Origin of the sequence: Streptomyces sp. NBC_01283, assembly GCF_041435335.1 — a bacterium.
Lineage (GTDB): Bacteria > Actinomycetota > Actinomycetes > Streptomycetales > Streptomycetaceae > Streptomyces.
Genome location: NZ_CP108430.1, coordinates 7,767,574 through 7,784,831, shown reverse-complemented (window position 1 = coordinate 7,784,831; position 17,258 = coordinate 7,767,574). Strand labels below are relative to the sequence as shown.

16 protein-coding genes and 1 pseudogene are annotated in these 17,258 nt (G+C 72.9%); 12 read left to right on the top strand and 5 right to left on the bottom strand.

Annotated features, from left to right (window positions below):
- The first annotated feature begins 79 nt into the window (after positions 1–79).
- The 3 genes from OG302_RS35375 to OG302_RS35365 all read left to right on the top strand — a co-directional run bounded on the left by OG302_RS35375 (position 80) and on the right by OG302_RS35365 (position 3,244).
- Positions 80–1,300 carry a sensor histidine kinase gene (locus tag OG302_RS35375; protein WP_371530480.1) on the top strand — a complete coding sequence of 407 codons (1,221 nt, stop codon included), beginning with the start codon at positions 80–82 and terminating at the stop codon, positions 1,298–1,300.
- A gap of 14 nt (positions 1,301–1,314) precedes the next feature.
- Entirely contained in the window at positions 1,315–1,977 is a 663-nt protein-coding gene (locus OG302_RS35370) for a response regulator (RefSeq protein ID WP_371530479.1), read from the top strand.
- Positions 1,978–2,086: 109 nt separating this feature from the next.
- Entirely contained in the window at positions 2,087–3,244 is a 1,158-nt protein-coding gene (locus OG302_RS35365) for an ROK family transcriptional regulator (RefSeq protein ID WP_371530478.1), read from the top strand.
- A gap of 66 nt (positions 3,245–3,310) precedes the next feature.
- Here OG302_RS35365 and OG302_RS35360 read toward each other — a convergent pair whose 3' ends face one another.
- Together OG302_RS35360 and sigJ are read right to left on the bottom strand one after the other, a co-directional pair.
- Positions 3,311–4,072: a GntR family transcriptional regulator gene (locus OG302_RS35360; protein WP_371530477.1), complete on the bottom strand. Its 762-nt coding sequence runs from the start codon at positions 4,070–4,072 to the stop codon at positions 3,311–3,313.
- A 243-nt stretch (positions 4,073–4,315) separates the two neighbouring features.
- Positions 4,316–5,206 carry an RNA polymerase sigma factor SigJ gene (gene sigJ, locus OG302_RS35355; protein ID WP_371750334.1) on the bottom strand — a complete coding sequence of 297 codons (891 nt, stop codon included), beginning with the start codon at positions 5,204–5,206 and terminating at the stop codon, positions 4,316–4,318.
- A 198-nt stretch (positions 5,207–5,404) separates the two neighbouring features.
- On the opposite strand from sigJ, the gene OG302_RS35350 reads away from it, so the two are divergent.
- Entirely contained in the window at positions 5,405–6,250 is an 846-nt protein-coding gene (locus tag OG302_RS35350) for an alpha/beta fold hydrolase (RefSeq protein WP_371530476.1), read from the top strand.
- Between the two features lie 24 nt (positions 6,251–6,274).
- On the opposite strand, the pseudogene OG302_RS35345 reads toward OG302_RS35350, so the two are convergent.
- Positions 6,275–7,111, bottom strand: a pseudogene (locus OG302_RS35345) (DMT family transporter); the annotation flags it as partial.
- A gap of 115 nt (positions 7,112–7,226) precedes the next feature.
- Here OG302_RS35345 and OG302_RS35340 point away from each other — a divergent pair.
- From OG302_RS35340 to OG302_RS35320, 5 genes are all read left to right on the top strand, one after another.
- A complete protein-coding gene (locus OG302_RS35340) occupies positions 7,227–8,651 on the top strand; it encodes a PLP-dependent aminotransferase family protein (protein WP_371530475.1) in 1,425 nt (474 codons plus the stop codon).
- Between the two features lie 107 nt (positions 8,652–8,758).
- Positions 8,759–9,031 (top strand): hypothetical protein, encoded by a 273-nt coding sequence (locus OG302_RS35335; RefSeq protein WP_371530474.1) that lies wholly within the window; start codon positions 8,759–8,761, stop codon positions 9,029–9,031.
- Between the two features lie 106 nt (positions 9,032–9,137).
- A complete protein-coding gene (locus OG302_RS35330; protein WP_371530473.1) occupies positions 9,138–10,853 on the top strand; it encodes a S8 family serine peptidase in 1,716 nt (571 codons plus the stop codon).
- Between the two features lie 43 nt (positions 10,854–10,896).
- Positions 10,897–11,151, top strand: coding sequence for a hypothetical protein (locus tag OG302_RS35325; protein ID WP_361840816.1), 255 nt, complete (start codon positions 10,897–10,899; stop codon positions 11,149–11,151).
- 29 nt (positions 11,152–11,180) lie between these two features.
- Positions 11,181–11,540, top strand: a complete 360-nt coding sequence (locus OG302_RS35320) for a hypothetical protein (protein ID WP_371530472.1) — start codon at positions 11,181–11,183, stop codon at positions 11,538–11,540.
- A 46-nt stretch (positions 11,541–11,586) separates the two neighbouring features.
- Here OG302_RS35320 and OG302_RS35315 read toward each other — a convergent pair whose 3' ends face one another.
- Positions 11,587–12,000 carry a VOC family protein gene (locus OG302_RS35315; RefSeq protein WP_371530471.1) on the bottom strand — a complete coding sequence of 138 codons (414 nt, stop codon included), beginning with the start codon at positions 11,998–12,000 and terminating at the stop codon, positions 11,587–11,589.
- 270 nt (positions 12,001–12,270) lie between these two features.
- Here OG302_RS35315 and OG302_RS35310 point away from each other — a divergent pair, with 270 nt between their 5' ends.
- Complete coding sequence (locus tag OG302_RS35310; protein WP_371530470.1) at positions 12,271–13,854, top strand: alkaline phosphatase; 1,584 nt, start codon at positions 12,271–12,273, stop codon at positions 13,852–13,854.
- Positions 13,855–14,007: 153 nt separating this feature from the next.
- Positions 14,008–15,468, top strand: coding sequence for a GNAT family N-acetyltransferase (locus tag OG302_RS35305; protein ID WP_371530469.1), 1,461 nt, complete (start codon positions 14,008–14,010; stop codon positions 15,466–15,468).
- Here OG302_RS35305 and OG302_RS35300 read toward each other — a convergent pair.
- Positions 15,407–16,654, bottom strand: coding sequence for a PLP-dependent aspartate aminotransferase family protein (locus tag OG302_RS35300; protein ID WP_371530468.1), 1,248 nt, complete (start codon positions 16,652–16,654; stop codon positions 15,407–15,409). The genes OG302_RS35305 and OG302_RS35300 overlap by 62 nt on opposite strands.
- 60 nt (positions 16,655–16,714) lie before the next feature.
- Between OG302_RS35300 and OG302_RS35295 the strand changes: the two genes are divergently transcribed.
- The gene (locus OG302_RS35295; protein ID WP_371530467.1) at positions 16,715–17,227 is read left to right on the top strand and encodes an Lrp/AsnC family transcriptional regulator; all 513 of its coding nucleotides are present in this window, start codon (positions 16,715–16,717) and stop codon (positions 17,225–17,227) included.
- Positions 17,228–17,258: the final 31 nt, after the last annotated feature.

The window sequence follows — 17,258 nt, the reverse complement described above, 5'->3', positions numbered from 1 at the left end:
GGGTCTTCCCCCGCCCGGGGAGTCGCTCTCCCCCTCACGGGGGAGCCGTGCGGCCCGGGCCTGCTGGCACGATGACGTGATGCCCCGCTTCCTCGGACCGCTCACCCATGCGGTCACCTACACGCGCTGGCTGCACCTGCTCATCGGCGCGGCCGTCCCCTTGATGGGCGCGTTCATCACGCCGGGGCTCCGCAGTCCCTCCCTCGTCGACTGGCTGCAGATCGCGCTTCAGCCGATCCCGCTGGTGGTGGCGGCCTCGCTGCTGCTGCCCTCGCTGCGCAGGGCGGAGGGTCTGCAGGCGCGGCTGATGCTGTTCCCGGGGCAGCACGCGCGCGTGCCGGGCGACCAGGACGACTCCGGCATCTCCGTGGCTCCCTCCGCGTCGTGGCGTGACCGGGGCAGGACCGCGCTGTGGGCCGTGTTGCGCCTGGAGGCCGGCTGCGCGGCGGGCTACGTCACGGTGCAGTTCCTGGGGACGGCGCTTGCCCTGGTGGGAGCGGCGTCGTCGAAGCCCACCGAGGACCCCGGACTGCTCCTTCCGCTGCCGGGACCGAACCCGGCGAACGCGCTGCTCGTGCCGGTCCCGGTCCTGGTGCTGCTGGGGGTGATGGTGGTCGCGGGCCGGCTGATGACGTCGGCGGCCCAGCGGCTGCTCGGCCCCTCCCCCGTGGAGCGCCTCGCCGCCCTGGAGGAACGCACCGAGCAGCTCCTCGAACGCAACCGCATCGCCCGCGAACTGCACGATTCCATCGGGCACGCGCTGACCGTCGCCGTCGTCCAGGCGGGCGCCGCGCGGGCCGCGGCCGACCCCGGGTTCACCTACCGGGCGCTCGGCGCGATCGAGGAGACGGGCCGGGCCGCCCTGGAGGACCTGGAGCGGGTCCTGCGCGTGCTGCGGGAGGACGGGCAGCCCGCGAGCAGGCGCCCCACCCTCGCCGACGCCGGCCAACTCCTGGACTCCGCGCGGGCTTCGGGGGCGAAGGTCGACACCGAGGTGACGGGCCCCTTGGAGCGGCTGCCGGGGCCGGTGTCCCGCGAGGCCTATCGCATGCTCCAGGAGGCCCTCACGAACGTGCTGCGGCACGCCGGTCCCGTGCCGGTACGGGTGCGGCTCGCGGTCGACGGTACGGCCCTTGAGGTCGACGTACGCAATGCCCTGCCGACGGGAGGAGAGGTCACCGGGCGTGGCGGCAGCGGGCTGCGCGGCATCCGCGAGCGGGCCACGCTGCTCGGCGGCCGGGCCACCACGGGCCCGCGCGACGGCGAATGGCAGGTGCACGTCGAGCTGCCCCTCGGGTGATCTAGGCTGACCGGATGCCGGTCACCGTCCTCCTCGTCGACGACGAACCCCTCGTACGCGCGGGCCTGCGCGCCGTCCTGGAGGCACAGCCCGACATCGAGGTGGTCGGCGAGGCGGCAGACGGCGCCGCGGTGATTCCGCTCGTGCGCCGACTGCGGCCCGACGTGGTCGCCATGGACGTCCGCATGCCGCTCCTGGACGGCATCGAGGCAACCCGCGCGGTCCTGCGCACCGTGCAGGACCCCCCGAAGATCCTGGTCGTGACGACCTTCGAGAACGACGAGTACGTGTACGAGGCGCTGCGCGCGGGTGCCGACGGCTTCCTGCTGAAGCGCGCCCGTCCCGCGGAGATCGTGAACGCCGTCCGGCTGGTCGCGGAGGGCGAGTCGCTGCTGTTCCCGGCGGCGGTGCGGCAGCTGGCGGGCGAGTACGGGCGACGGCCCGGCAACGCGGCGGCCAGGGACGTCCTGGACCGGGCCGCGCTGACCGAGCGCGAGGCGGACGTGCTGCGCCTCATGGCGCGCGGCCTGTCGAACGCGGAGATCGCGGCTGAGCTGATCGTCGGTGCCGAGACCGTCAAGTCGCATGTGAGTTCCGTGCTGGCGAAGCTGGGGGCCCGCGACCGGACGCAGGCGGTCATCGCCGCGTACGAATCCGGTTTCGTGGCGCCGGGCTGAACATGACGGCCGATCGGCACTCTCTGTCACAGGTGGGCCCGGCACTCGCAGGGGTCGGCCCCGGCGAGTACGATCCGCCCATCATGCGCACGAGCTGGGAGGACTGACGTTGGGGCGGCTGACCGGCGGGGATCCCTCTCTGCTGCGGCGGATCAACTCCGCGGTGGTGCTGCACGCGCTGCGTGCGGCGGACTTCGCGACACTCACCGAGGTCACCCGGGTGACGGGGCTTTCGAGGCCGACCGTCGAAGGCGTGGTCGAAGGGCTCATCGAGGCCGGACTCGTGGTGGAGACCGCCGCCGAGGAAGGCGCGGCCAGACGCCAGGGAAGGCCCGCGCGGAGGTTCCGCTTCCGGGCCGAGGCGGGGCACCTGCTCGGCCTGGAGATCGGCCCGCACCGGGTGGCCGCCGTCCTCTCGGACCTGGACGGCCAGGTCCTCGGCACGACCGCGAGGGCCGTGGACGAGACGGCCCCTGCGGACGAACGCATCGAGCGGCTGCGCACGGCGGTCGCCGATCTGCTGCGCCGCGGCGGAATCGCCCGCAGCTCACTGCGCGCGGTGGGGGTCGGCAGCCCCGGCATCGTGGAGGCGGACGGCACGGTCCGGCTGGGCACGGCCCTGCCCGAGTGGACGGGGCTCCCGCTGGGCGAGCGCCTGCGCCGGTCCTTCAAGTGCCCGGTCCTGGTGGAGAACGACGCGAACACGGCGGCGGTGGCCGAGCACTGGAAGGGCGCGGCGACCGAGTCGGACGACGTGGTGTTCGTCCTCGCGGGCCTCAGCCCGGGAGCCGGGGCGCTGATCGGCGGCCGGCTGCACCGCGGTTACGGCGGCGCCGCCGGGGAGATCGGCGCGCTGCATCTCCTCGGCCGTGACGTGACCCCGGAGACGCTCCTATCGACCACGGACGAGCCGCTGCACCCGCTCGACGAGCAGGCGGTGGCGGAGGTGTTCGCGCACGCGCGCGAGGGTGACGAGCGGGCACAGCAGGCCGTCGAGCGGTTCATCCAGCGCCTGGTGCACGACGTGGCGGCGCTGGTGCTCGCCCTGGACCCCGAGCTGGTCGTCGTGGGCGGCTGGGCCGCCGGTCTGGACGGCGTACTGGAGCCGCTGCGCCGCGAGTTGGCCCGCTACTGCCTGCGGCCGCCCCGGGTCGCCCTGTCGGTGCTCGGTGAGGCGGCTGTCGCGACGGGCGCGCTGCGGCTGGCCCTCGACCATGTCGAGGAGCAGCTGTTCGCGGTCGAGGGGACGGTCACGGCGCGGCGCTGAGGCGACGCACTGAGGCGCCGCGCCGAGGGGACGCGCCGAGGGGACGCGCAAAACCGGCGGCCGGTGTCAGGAAGCCCGGCGCTCCGGGCCGTGGTGGATCTCGACGCCGCCCGCGTCGCCGAACGTGAGGCGGCAGGTGTCCGCGCGGTACGTCGCCACGGATACCGCGGCGGTGCGTCCCTCGGCGAAGAAGCGGGTCGTCACGACGAGGACCGGGGCTCCGGGGAGCCGGTCGAGTGCCTTGGCGTCGTCCGCGCGGGCCGAGCCGAGCTCGACGGCGCGGTCCTGCCCTTCGAGGCCGAGCCGGTGCAGCTCGCGCAGCACGCCGCGCGCGCGTGCCGGTCCGGACGGGGCGTCGATGGCGGAGAGCTCCGGGACGGACGACGTCGACACGTACAGCAGCTCGGCGGCCACGGGCTGGCCGTGCGAGACGCGCGTACGACGCACCACGTGCACCTGCTCGTCGGGGTCCGCCGCCAGCATGCGGGCCACCTCGGCAGGCGGGACCGCCGGTGCGCAGTCGGCGGGCTGCCAGGCGTCGCCGACCTCGCCCGGCCAGGTGCCTTGTGCGGATCCGACGGCCACACCCACCCGCGGCGGGGCGACGGTCGTACCGACCCCGCGGCGGCGCTGCAGCCTGCCTTCCAGCTCGAGCTGCTCGAGTGCCTGACGGAGCGTGGCACGGGCCACGCCGAAGCGGGCCGCGAGATCACGTTCGTTGGGCAGGATCTCGCCGACGGCGAACTCGGAGTCGAGTGCCTCGCTGAGCACGGTCTTGAGGTGCCAGTACTTCGGCTCCGGCGCCGTTTCCAGCTGCGTGGTCCCCACCCTGTCCTCCGCAATCGCCGTGTGCCGGCGGCTTTTCAGCGCCTTGTTTATTAAAGGTTCCTGCACTATCTCTGCGACGATAGAACGGCACCCACCCTTGGTCAAGACCAATCCTCGATCCGTTACAGGGTGCACAGGGACGATGCCACAGAGCATTCATGCGATGTTGATGTCGCGTCTCGCACGCGTCGCGAACAAGACAAAGCCCCCGCCTTGCGAGGGCGGGGGCCTGTCACCTGCGGCCTAGGAGGCGAGCCCGACCAGCTTGTCCGGGTTGCGGATGATGTAGACGGACGTGATCTCTTCGTCGGCGACGTCCAGTTGGAAGAGGGAGTGCGGCTTGCCGTCGACGAGGATCAGCACGGAACCCGCACCGTTGATCTCCAGGAAACGGGCTTCCAGCTCCGCCCCCTCCGGTACGCCCCTGCGGGCCGCGCCGCCGAGGAAACGGCCCACCTTGTCGGCCGTCTCGATGATCCGCAGCGGGCCCTTCGCCTTGCCGCCGCTGTCGCCGACGAGGCGCACGTCCGGGGCGAGCAGGGACATCAGGCCGTCCAGGTCACCGCTGGTCGCAGCGGCGAGGAACCGCGCGGTGAGGTCCTTGCGCTCGTCCGGATCCACCGCATAGCGCGGCCTTCCCTCGTCGACGTGCTTGCGGGCCCGCGCCGCGAGCTGCCGCACGGCGGGCTCGCCGCGGTCCAGCGTGAGGGCGATCTCCGAGAACGGGAACCCGAAGGCCTCCCGCAGCACGAACACCGCGCGCTCCAGGGGCGACAGCGACTCCAGGACGACGAGGACGGCGATGGACACGGAGTCGGCGAGCACGGCCTGCTCGGCGGTGTCGGGGACGGTCGGTCCGTAGTCGGTGACGAGCGGTTCGGGCAGCCATGGGCCCACGTAGGACTCGCGTCGTGACTGCACGTGGCGCAGCCGGTCGACGGCGAGCCGTGTGGTGACCCGCACCAAGTAGGCACGCGGTTCGCGCACGTGCGCCCGGTCGGCCGCCGACCAGCGCAGCCAGGACTCCTGCACCACGTCCTCCGCGTCGGCCACCCGGCCGAGCATGCGGTAGGCCACGCCCATCAGGACGGGCCGGTGCTCTTCGAAGACGTCGGTCAGGGTGTCGGTCGCCACCTCTCCATCCCAGCCGAAGCGCCACCCGGTGTCCAGGTGATTCGAGTGCGGCGCACCCCACACCGGCCCGGCGGTCCTCACACCGTCGCCTTGCACCCACCCGCCCCCTTGAACTGGAGGCTACTGAGCGGTAATTGTTGCTGACAACGTGTCTAAGGTGTCTGAGACCGTCGCCGGGCGGCGGGGACTGGAGCAGCAATGGCCGCAGAGGTGTCCTTCAGCGTCGAATCTCCCGGCGGCCCACGGACGGTGTCCGTCGCCTACGAACGCGCGGGCAAGGGCGAGCCGCTGCTCCTGCTGCACGGCATCGGGCACCACCGCCAGGCGTGGGACCCGGTGTTCGGCATCCTGGCCGCCGAGTACGACGTGATAGCCGTGGACCTGCCGGGCTTCGGGGAGTCCCCCGCCCTGCCCGACGGGATCCCGTACGACATCGCGACGGTGGTGTCCGTGCTCGGCGCTCTGTGCGAAGCCCTTGAGGTGGACCGCCCGCACGTGGCGGGCAATTCGCTGGGCGGTCTGCTCGCCCTGGGACTCGGCCGGGAGAAGCTCGTCCGCTCGGTCACCGCGCTGGCCCCCGCGGGTTTCTGGACGCCCGGGGAGCGGCGGTACGCGTTCAGCACCCTGCTCGCCATGCGGCACGGTGCGCGGCTCCTTCCGTTGCCGCTGATCGAACGGCTCTCGCGCTCCGCGGCCGGCCGCGCGGCACTGACCAGCACCATCTACGCCCATCCCGGGCGCCGTTCACCGGAGGCCGTCGTCGCCGAGACGCTCGCGCTGCGCGACGCCAAGGGGTTCGAGCAGACCCTCGCCGCCGGGCGTGGCCTGCTCTTCGCCGACGACGTGCCCGGGCTCGCGGTCACCGTCGCGTGGGGCGCCCGTGACCGGATCCTGCTGCGCCGTCAGGGCATCCGTGCGAAGCACGCCGTTCCCGAGGCCCGCCTGGTGCGCCTGCCCGGCTGCGGACATGTCCCGATGAACGACGACCCGGCTCTCGTCTCGCGCGTCGTCCTCGACACCTGCCGCCGCGCGCAGGCCTCGTAGCACGCCGGAGCCGATGGCCACCCCGGCGCCGACGAGCGCGCTGCCCACCGCCTGCGGAACGCCGTAGGAGCCGGTGCCGACCAAGGGGGCGGTGAAGGCCGCGGCGACCGGAATGAGTCCGGAGAAGAGGGTGGCCCGCTCGGCGCCGATGCGCTGGATGCCCGAGTACCAGCAGACGAACCCGATGACGGTGACGATCGCCGCCTGCCACAGCAGGGCCGCCGCCTCGGTGGTACCGGGCACCCGCAGCCAGCCCCCGCCGTCGGCCACGACTCCGATGACGGCGGACTCGGCGGCGGCGATGCCGCAGACCGTCGCGGAGAGCAGCTTCGGGCCGAGCGGGCGCAGCACGGGCACGGCGAGGACCGCGAAGCCGACCTCGCCCGCGAGCGCGCCCACCGAGAAGACGATGCCGAGCACGTCCGTACGGCCCCACCCCTGCACGGTGAAGGCTCCGGCGGCCACGATCAACGCCCCGTACATGACCGCACGTCGGGGCTGCCGCCCTTCCAGGAGCGGCACGATGACCGCCACGACGACCGGGGCGCATCCTACGAAGACACCCGGTACGGCAGGTTCCGCCGTGCGTTCGGCGGCGAGGATCGCCAGGTTGAAGCCGACCATGCCGACGGCGGCGAGGACCGCGAGGCGCCCCCACTGGCGCCGCGTGAGGCGGCGGAGCGGCGCTGTGCCGCCCCGGCCCAGCAGCGGCAGGAGCAGCAGGCAGGCCAGGCCGTAGCGCAGGAACTGGCCGCCCGCGTAAGGGTAGTCGCCGAGGAGGCTGTTGGCGGTGAAGGAGCCGCCGACAAGGAGGCAGGCGAGGGCGGCGAGGAGGGACCCGCGGGTGAGGTTCGCATTCATGTCCCTGACGTTAGGAACGGACGCGGACCGGTTTAAGGTCCACTTCCGGGGCTCGTTCGGGGACCACTTCGCGCGGCCCCGGCCATCCCCCGTCACGCTCAGGAGGCGCATCCGGGTGACATCAGGTTCGGGACAGGCACCCGGGACCGCCGCTTGGGAGCTGCTGCTCCCCGCCGCCTCCGCCCCCGCCCGCAGCCGTGGCCGCAGCCTTCGGTCGGCGCTGCGCGAGGCGGTCAGGGCCGGTCGGCTCGCGCCGGGGACGCGGCTGCCGTCGAGCCGTGAGCTGGCCGCCGATCTGGGTGTGTCACGGGGGCTCGTCACGGAGGCGTACGAGCAGTTGACGGCCGAGGGGTATCTGCGCAGCGACCGCGGCGCGGGGACCTGGGTGGGCGGCGCGGCGCGGAAGGCCGCACGAGGCGCCCGCGATCTGGCGCCGCGGCCCGTCCACGCGCGCGTGGACTTCATCGCGGGGACCCCCGACCTGTCCCTGTTCCCGCGCGCCGCGTGGGCGGCGGCGCACCGCGGCGTCCTGGCCGAACTCCCCCACGACGCACTCGGCTACCCGGACCCGCGCGGCCTGCCCCGGCTGCGTACGGCCCTGGCCGAACTGCTCGTACGCCGCCGGGGCGTGGTCGCGGACCCGGAGACGGTCGTCGTCTGCTCCGGCGTGGCACAGGCCATGGCGCTGATCGGCTTCGTGCTGCACGCGCGCGGGGTGCGCGCCGTCGGCGTCGAGGACCCCGGAAGCCCGCAGCACGGCGAGCTGTTCGCCTCGGCGGGCGTGACCACGGTGCCGGTGCCGCTCGACGACGAGGGCGTCGTCACCGGCGTACTGCGGGAGCGCGGGCTGCGCGCGGTCGTCACCACGCCCGCCCATCAGTTCCCCCTGGGCATCGGCTACTCGGCGCGGCGGCGCACCGAACTCCTTGACTGGGCACGGGCCGTGGACGGCCTGGTCATCGAGGACGACTACGACGGGGACTTCCGTTACGACCGCGCCCCGGTGGGCGCCCTGCAGGGGCTCGACCCCGAACACGTCGCGTACGCGGGCTCGGTCAGCAAGTCGCTCGCTCCGGGGCTGCGCCTGGGCTGGCTGCTCGTGCCGGAGTCGATGACCGATGAGGTCGTCGCCCGCAAGCGCATGATGGACCTGGGCAATCCGGCGCTCGACCAGGCGCTGCTCGCGCGCTTCGTCGAACGCGGGGACTACGACCGCCAGTTGCGCCGCTGCCAGCGGGCCTACCGGGAGCGCAGGGACGCCCTCGTCGCGGCGCTAGACGAGCACTTTCCCGGCACGGAGGTGACGGGCATCGCCGCCGGACTGCACGTCATCGCCCGGCTGCCCGAACACACTGGAACGCAGGTGGACTTCCTGCGGCGGGCCGCCGCGGCCGGGGTCGCGGTGCGGCCGCTCAGCGACTACGCCTCGGCGGACGGGCCAGGGCTGCGGCTGGTGCTCGGTTACGCCCACCTCACGCCCGCCCGGATCGCCGAGGGGGTGCGGCTCCTTGCCGGGGCTGCTGACTCCCGGGCCCGGTGACGCGACCGCGACGTTCCGGTGACAGCGCCTCATTAGGGTCAGGCCCGCCCGGTGACCGTGAGAGAGCCGCTCGGACGCGGTGCCGGACGTGCCCGGGGGGCAGATCCATGACCGAGGCCGAAGTCATCGTCCAGCTCCGAACCCCACCGCGCCCCGCGACCGCGGGCACCGCGGACGCCCAAGACGTACGGGGTCTTCTGGAGCGGCGGTTCGGCGTCACGGCGGAGCCGTTGCACCCGGGAGCCGACGACCCGTCCCTCATCGGATGGCGACGGGTCGCCGTCCCCGCCGGTGTGGACGCCGAGGCCGTCGCCACGGCCCTGCGCGGTCACCCGGCAGTCGAGGCCGCCTATGTGAAACCACCGGCGGACCTTCCGTAACGTGGTGAAGGAGTCAGCTGTGCCACAGCGATCAGGTGCGGGGAACAGCCGGGGGAACAGCCGCCCGGCTCCAGGATTCGGACCACTCTTCGGACGCCCTGAGCTGGTGTGCGTCACGCGCGCCGACGCCGGGGTACAGATCACCCCGACCGGCGCGACCGCCGCGGCGGACATCTCCGTGAGCGCCCTCGACGCCGTGGCGGCCCGGGAGGACGTCACCATCAGGCCGCTGTTCGGCGCCGACCAGGAGAGGCTGCGCGCTCAGGCGGGGGTGCCCTCGGAGCACTCCGGGGGCGACGACGCCACGCTGGAGACCGTCGACCGGATGGCGCTCTTCTTCCATGTCGACGCGCCGGAGGACCAGTTGGACGAACTGGCCGAGCGGCTCCGCGCGTCGGACGCCGTGGAGGGCGCCTACGTCAAGCCCGCCGCCGCGCTCGCCGTGCCCGACGTCGTCCCGAAGAAGAAGGGCGAGGAGAGCGAGGGGGCCGCGCACGCACCGCTCAACGACATGCGGCCGCTGGGCGCCGACGCGCCGCCCGTGACCCCGGACTTCACCGCCCGGCAGGGCTATCTCGACGCGGCTCCGGGCGGCGTCGACGCCCGCTACGCGTGGACCCTGGCCGGCGGGCGCGGCGCCGGTGTCCGGGTGATCGACTGCGAGTGGGGCTGGCGCTTCACCCACGAGGACCTGCGGCTGAACCAGGGCGGCATCGTCTCCGGCACCGGGAGCACGGACACCGATCACGGCACCGCGGTGCTCGGCGAGATCGGCGGCGACGTCAACGCGTTCGGGATCACCGGGATCGCGCCGGACGCCGTCACCAGCGCGTCCGCCTTCTCCATCCCCACGGCCACGGCGATCCGCAACGCCGCCGACCGGCTCGGCCCCGGCGACATCATCCTGTTGGAGATCCACCGCGCGGGGCCGCACGCGACCGGGGTCGGCCAGCAGGGGTACATCGCCGTCGAGTGGTGGCCGGACGACTACCTGGCCATCCGCTACGCCGTCAACAAGGGCATCACCGTCGTCGAGGCCGCGGGCAACGGGGCGGAGGACCTGGACCACGCCGACTACGACACCCCGAGGGCGGGCTTCCCCGCCTGGTGGCGCAACCCCTTCCGGCGCACCGCGCTGGACGCGGGCGCCGTGCTCGTGGGTGCCGGAGCGCCGCCGCCCGGCACCCACGGCCGCCAGCACGGCCCCGACCGCTCCCGCCTCGACTTCTCCAACTACGGCGCCTGCGTGGACGCGCAGGGCTGGGGACGCGAGGTGACCACCACCGGATACGGCGACCTCCAGGCGGGCGCCGACCAGGACTTCTGGTACACGGACCAGTTCAGCGGGACGTCAAGCGCCTCGCCCATCGTCGTGGGCGCCCTCGCCGGCACCCAGGGCGTCCTGCGCGCGGCCGGCCGTATCCCGCTGTCGCCCGCACGCTCCCGGGAGCTGCTGCGCGCCACCGGCTCGGCACAGCAGGACGCGCCGGGCCGCCCGGCGACCCAGCGCATCGGCAGGCGTCCGGACCTGCGGCAGCTCATCCCCGCGGCACTCCAGACGAGCAGCTGGGTCGGCGTCCAGTTCCGGGGCACCCTCGCCGGGAACCGCACCGGCCGCTGGTTCACCTTCAACTGGCCCGCGCACTGGCATGTGGTGTGGACCGTCGTCCCGACGAGCCCGCGCACCGGCGCCCCGCAGATCGGCTGGAAGGTCCGGGTCGAGCGGGCCAACGACACCTACGCGACGTACTGGATCGACGTGACCAACCTCGTGGCCGACTCGGTCGACTTCGAGGCCCGGTTCGCGGTCCTCGGATGGTGATTCGCGGTTCTCGCGGTTCTCGGATGGTGAGAGGAAAAGAACGATGCGAGTAGGCACACAGTTCACCGGAACACTCAACCCCGGACAGACCGGGCGCTGGTTCACCTTCAACTGGCCGCAGGGCTGGCACGTCATCTGGTACTTCATGCCGACGACGCCCCAGACGGGCAGCCCGCAGATCGAGTGGGAGACCGAGGTCGAGCGCGCCTCGTCGACGACGGTCACGTACTGGCTGACGGTGAAGAACATCGGCAGCACCCAGATGAACTTCGAAGGCCGGTACGCGGTCCTCAACTAGCGGTCCTCAACTGGACGAGGGGAACGGCCATGAAACTGCACATCACGATCGCGGAGGACGCGGGCGCGGCCCCAGGGGCCGTGGTGCCCGGGGCGCCCGCGGCGGACCGGCAGCTCCCCGTGCCGCGAGCCGCGGACGCGACGGGCGCCGTCGACGCCGGGCCCGCCGCGGAGTCCGTCACGAGCGGCTACTCCGCCGCCCCCGGCACGGAACCGGCGCGTACGGCAGGAGCCGGGACCGTCATCGACGGCGGCGAGGCGCCGGGCTGGCTCACCGAGCTCGTCCGGCTCGCCGACGCCGGAGAGGTGGCCCGCCCCGGTGAGGACGGGGCGGACGGGGCGGACCGCCCCGGCGGGGACGCCGGGAGCGCGGCACCGGTTTCGGGCTAGCCGCCACTTCCGTGCATTCCAGGAGTGGGGAGCACGCTCGCGTGGTTCAGGAGTTGGACCACGCGCGCGTGCAGAGCACCAGGCGGTAGCCGTCGGGGTCCTCGACGGTGACGCCCCACTCGTTCCAGTACGGGTTGGGTGACAGGACGCGCTTGCCGCCATGTGCCTCCAGGCGGGCCACCAGGTCGTCCGGCACCGGCTCGTCGAGATAGATCACGAGCAGGTCCTCCTCCGTGGGGCGGGGCAGGACCGGCTCGTCCGCGTCGTGGACGAGTTCGAGATGCCAGGAGGCGTCCGGCCAGCCCGCCATGAGCAGGTCGTGCTCACCGGGAACAGCACCGCCCCGCGAACGCCACACGACGTCCAGGCCGAGACCCGTCACCCAGAAGCGCTCCGCCGCGGCGAGGTCGCGGGACGGACGGGCGATACGTATGTGGCTCTGACCGTTGACCGGCGGCATGAGGCTCCCCCTCAGGACGAGCGCGCTCGACCGCGCGCCTCTGCCGGAGAGCGTAGACAGCGAACGATCACCAGGCATCGGCCGCCCGGCCTAGGTCGTACGACCGGGACGCCTGCGCCTGTGCTTCCGCCTCCAAAAACGACACAGCGTTCGCACACTGGTTCCCCTGCACCCATGGGCAGTTGTTCACTTGGGGTTTGTGTGTGCGCCGCCGCGCACCACTAGTTGTGGCCCTGCACACTGGTCGGACCTGTCACTGGAGGCGCATCCATGTCACACCCTCAGCCGAGCCCGTCCCCCCGCCGCCGCAGTGTGCTGCGCGGCTCGCTCGCCGTGCCGGCGGCGCTGGCCGTGCCGTCGCTCGCCGTGGCCGCTCCGGCGTTCGCCCGGTCGGGACGTCCGCGGGCCGAGTGGGGCGTGCAGGCCGGTGACGTGACGGCGCACGCGGGCCTGGTGTGGGTACGTTCCGACCGGCCCGCCCGCATGATCGTGGAGACCTCCGCCACGGAGTCGTTCCGCAACCCCACCCGCTGGAAGGGGCCGGTGCTCGGCCCGGACACCGACTTCACCGGGACGACCCGGCTGCGCGGGCTGCCCGCCGGCGAGCAGATCCACTACCGCGTGATCCTGGCCGACCCCGACGACCCCAGACGCACGGGAGAGCCGGTCACCGGCACGTTCCGTACGACGCCCAAGGGACGCAAGGAGGGGGTGCGCTTCCTGTGGTCGGGTGACATCGCGGGCCAGGGCTGGGGCATCAACCCGGACCGCGGCGGATACCGCGTCTTCGACGACATGCGCCGCAGGAACCCGGACTTCTTCCTGTGCAGCGGCGACAACATCTACGCCGACGGGCCGATCCTGCCCAGCGTCACCCTGCCCGACGGCACGGTGTGGCGGAACGTGACCACGGAGGAGAAGTCCAAGGTCGCCGAGTCGCTCGCGGAGTTCCGTGGCGCGTTCCGCTACAACCTGCTCGACGAGAACCTGCGGCGCTTCAACGCGCAGGTGCCCTCCATCGTCCAGTGGGACGACCACGAGGTGCACAACAACTGGTACCCGGGGCAGATCTTGGCCGACGCCCGCTACACCGAGAAGAACGTGGACGTCCTCGCCGGGCGTTCCCTGCGCGCGTTCAGCGAGTACTTTCCGGTCTCCACGCTCCCGCCGGGCGACGAGGACGGGCGGGTGTACCGCGTGCTGCGGCACGGACCGCTGCTCGACGTGTTCGTCCTGGACATGCGCTCCTACCGCAACGCCAACTCCCCCGGCAGGCAGCCCGACGACACCACCGGCATCCTGGGCGCCCGCCAGCTGCAGTGGCTGAAGCGCGAGCTGTCGCGCTCCCGGGCCACCTGGAAGGTCATCGCCTCCGACATGCCGCTGGGCCTCGTCGTGCCCGACGGCTCGGCGAACTTCGAGGCGGTGGCGCAGGGCGACCCCGGCGCGCCGCTGGGCCGCGAGCTGCAGATCGCCGAACTGCTTCGGCACATCAAGCACCGCAAGGTCACCGGGACGGTGTGGCTGACCGCCGACGTGCACTACACGTCGGCGCAGCACTACGACCCCTCGCGCGCCGCGTTCAAGGACTTCGCGCCGTTCTGGGAGTTCGTGTCGGGGCCACTGGCGGCGGGTGGTTTCCAGGCCCTCAAGCTCGACGGGACGTTCGGCGCCGAGCAGCGCTTCATCAAGGCGCCGAACCGCTCCAACACCTCGCCGGCCGAGACCCCGCAGTACTTCGGGGAGGTCGACATCGACGGCGGCAGCGGAGAGCTGACCGTGCGGCTGCGCCAGGAGGGCGGTGGGGTGCTGTTCACGAAGGTGCTGCAGCCGGGACAGGTGGGCCAGCAGTGATTCCGCCCCCGAACGCGCAAGGGCAGGTCGCGTCCGGACACCGCGAAAGACCAAAGATGAACTAATCGGGCAGAAGGCATCTTAACTCGTCAGTCACAGAACGTTCGCGATCACGCAACACCCTTCATCCACAGTGACTGTATGAGTGCTGACATGTCTGATGTGACGCGAACCAAACACGGCCGTCCCGTTCACCACTGGCGGCGGGATCTGGTGGAACTCGCCGCCCTCTTCACGGCCGTGGCCGTGGCGGACGCGGTGGCGAACATGATCGGGCACGGCCCCGACGGCCCCGCCCTGCTCGTGATCTCGGCCGTGGCGCTGCTCGCCACGGTCGGGTTCCACACATGGTGGGCGCGCCGCCACAACCACGCACCCCCGGCGGCGGACGATACGGGCGCCCGGCCGCGCGCCGCCGGGCAGCGGACCGGGCCCATGACGGCCATGGAGCAGGCCGGGACCATCGCCGCGGAGTCGTCCGCGGGGGCGACGGCGCTGTGGCGGATGCGTACCACGGTGCGGGACGAACCGGGCTCGCTCGCCGCCCTGTGCACGGCACTGGCCCACGGCAAGGTCGACATCCTGAGCCTCCAGGCGCACCCGCTGGCCGAAGGCACCGTCGACGAGTTCCTGCTGCGCGCCCCCGCCGACCTGCCTGCGGCCGAGATCACCCGGGGCGTCGCCCACGCGGGCGGCTCGGGCACCTGGATCGAGCGTGCGGACGCCCACGACCTGGTGGACGCCCCCACCCGCATCCTGGGCCTGGCCACCCGCACCGCCCTGGACGCCGCGGAACTCCCGCTCGCACTGCGCCAGTTGCTGGGCCGCTGCACGATCCGGTCGCTGCCCGCGAAGACGCAGGGCGCGTCCGGACCGCGGGCCGACAAGCCCGCCGACGGCGCACCCGTCGAGGGCGCGCTAGAAGGTGAGGGGACGGTGCTCCGGCTGCGGGCCCCGGAGGGCGAAGTGATCACCGTGGAGCGGCCGTATCTGCCGTTCACGCCCACCGAGTTCGCCCGCGCGCGTGCCCTGGTCGAGCTCGACACCCGGCTGGGCCCGCGCATCCCGCGCAGCCAGGACGTACTGACTCTCGCCGAGGGCAGCTCCATCACCGTGAGCCGGGCCGACACCGCCGACGTCGACGCGGCCAAGGCCATGCACGAACGCTGCTCGCAGCGCACCCTCGGCATGCGCTACCACGGCCCCGTACGGGACGCCGACCGCTATCTCAAGCACCTGCTCAGTCCGCGGTTCGGCCGCACCCTGGCGGTGCGGACGGCGTCCGGGCGGATCGTCGGCATCGGCCATCTCCTCTGGGACGGCGACGAGACCGAGATCGCCCTGCTCGTCGAGGACGACTGGCAGCGCCGCGGCATCGGCAGCGAGCTGCTCGGCCGCCTGGTGACGATGGCGATCGAGGCGGGCTGCGAGAGCGTGTACGCGGTGACGCAGGCGTCCAACACGGGCATGGTCGCCGCGATGCGCGGACTCGGGCTTCCCCTCGACTACCAGATCGAGGAGGGCACGCTGGTCATCACCGCGCGCCTCGAAGCTACGCCGGTGAGCTCACGACTGCCGTACGACCAGCCGCAGGGGCGGGCGGAGCGGCACTGACGCCGAGGGCGTGGTCGAGGTCCTGCCACAGGTCCTCGACGTCCTCTAGACCGGCCGAGAGGCGCAGCAGCTTGTCGCTCACGCCCGACGACCGCCGGTCCGCCGGGTCCACGACGCGGTGGCTGATGGACGCCGGATGCTGGATGAGCGTGTCGACGCTGCCGAGGCTGACCGCCGGGGTGATCAGACGCACCCCGGCGGTCACCGCGTGCGGGTCTCCTTCGACCTCGAAGGCGACCATGGCGCCGCCGAGCCGCGGATAGTGCACGCGGCGCACGCGCGGGTCGGCGGCCAGGCGCCGCGCGAGTTCCGCCGCGTTCGCGGAGGCGGCACGCACCCGCACCGGCAGCGTGGACAGGCCGCGCAGCAGCAGATATCCCGCGAGCGGATGCAGCACCCCGCCGGTGGCGAACCTGACCTGCCGCAGCTGCCGCGCGAACTCCTCGTCGCAGGCGACCACGCCGCCCAGTACGTCGCCGTGTCCGCCGAGGTACTTGGTGGCGCTGTGCAGCACGAGCCGCGCGCCGCTCTCGACGGGCCGCTGCAGGACGGGTGTGGCGAAGGTGTTGTCGGCGAGCAGCGGCACCGTGCCGCAGGCGTGGGCCACCGCACGCAGATCGAGTTCGGCGAGGGTCGGGTTGGCGGGCGACTCGACGAGGACCAGACCGGTGTCGGGGCGGATGGCGTCGGCTATCCCCGCGGGGTCGACCCAGGTCACCTCGGAGCCGAGGAGCCCCGCCGTGAGGAGATGGTCGCTGCAGCCGTACAGGGGGCGGACGGCGACGACATGGCGCAGGCCCGCCGCGCCTCGTACGAGGAGGACCGCGGTCAGCGCCGCCATACCGCTGGCGAAGGCGACCGCGCTCTCCGTGCCTTCGAGCCGGGCCAGGGCGGTCTCGAAGCGGGCGACGGTGGGGTTCGCGAGGCGGGCGTAGACGGGCGGTCCGTCGTCCAGGGTGCCGTCGGCGGCGAAGGCGTCGATGCGCGCGGCCTCGCCCCGGGTGTCGTACGAGGGGTAGGTGGTGGACAGATCGATCGGGGCGGCGTGCAGACCGAGTCCGGCGAGGTCGTCGCGTCCGGCGTGCACGGCCTCGGTGGCGAGGGCCCGGGGTGCGGGCGCTACGGTCGGCGCCGGCGCCGGGTCCTGGTGGCCGGATCCGGTGCGGGGTTCCGTGTTCGTCTCCATGCCCCACAGCCTGAACAAAGGCCGGTGCCGGGTAGTTGAACCCCGTGCTACGTTCGGCAAGTGGCTGATTCTGTCGTACTGGACCCGGTGGATCTCCGCATACTGCGGCTGTTGCAGAACGATGCCCGGATCACCTACCGCGATCTCGCGGCCCAGGTCGGCGTCGCGCCGTCGACCTGTCTCGACCGCATCTCCCGGCTGCGCCGCTCCGGCGTGATCCTCGGACACCAGCTGCGGCTCGATCCGGCGAAGCTCGGGCGCGGCCTGGAGGCGCTGCTCTCCGTTCAGGTGCGCCCGCACCGGCGGGAGCTGGTCGGGCCGTTCGTGGACCGGATCAGGGCGCTGCCGGAGTCCCGCTCGGTGTTTCATCTCGCGGGTCCCGACGACTATCTGGTGCATGTGGCGGTGGCCGACACCGCGGACCTCCAGCGGCTCGTCCTCGACGAGTTCACGGCGCGGCGTGAAGTGGCGAGCGTGGAGACGCGGTTGATCTTCCAGCAGTGGGAGTGCGGCCCCCTCCTGCCACCGGGCCCGGGCGCCGATGACCAAGGAGCGCCCTCCGGCCAATCCTGATGACGGGGGCGCCTCCCGCGTACGAGGATGT

Coding starts and splice junctions, on each gene's coding strand:
- OG302_RS35370 (WP_371530479.1), top strand. CDS start 1,315: ATGCCGGTCACCGTCCTCCTCGTCGACGACGAACCCCTCGTACGCGCG.
- OG302_RS35305 (WP_371530469.1), top strand. CDS start 14,008: ATGTCTGATGTGACGCGAACCAAACACGGCCGTCCCGTTCACCACTGG.
- OG302_RS35300 (WP_371530468.1), bottom strand. CDS start 16,654: ATGGAGACGAACACGGAACCCCGCACCGGATCCGGCCACCAGGACCCG.
- OG302_RS35375 (WP_371530480.1), top strand. CDS start 80: ATGCCCCGCTTCCTCGGACCGCTCACCCATGCGGTCACCTACACGCGC.
- OG302_RS35320 (WP_371530472.1), top strand. CDS start 11,181: ATGAAACTGCACATCACGATCGCGGAGGACGCGGGCGCGGCCCCAGGG.
- OG302_RS35335 (WP_371530474.1), top strand. CDS start 8,759: ATGACCGAGGCCGAAGTCATCGTCCAGCTCCGAACCCCACCGCGCCCC.
- OG302_RS35315 (WP_371530471.1), bottom strand. CDS start 12,000: ATGCCGCCGGTCAACGGTCAGAGCCACATACGTATCGCCCGTCCGTCC.
- OG302_RS35325 (WP_361840816.1), top strand. CDS start 10,897: ATGCGAGTAGGCACACAGTTCACCGGAACACTCAACCCCGGACAGACC.
- OG302_RS35350 (WP_371530476.1), top strand. CDS start 5,405: ATGGCCGCAGAGGTGTCCTTCAGCGTCGAATCTCCCGGCGGCCCACGG.
- OG302_RS35310 (WP_371530470.1), top strand. CDS start 12,271: ATGTCACACCCTCAGCCGAGCCCGTCCCCCCGCCGCCGCAGTGTGCTG.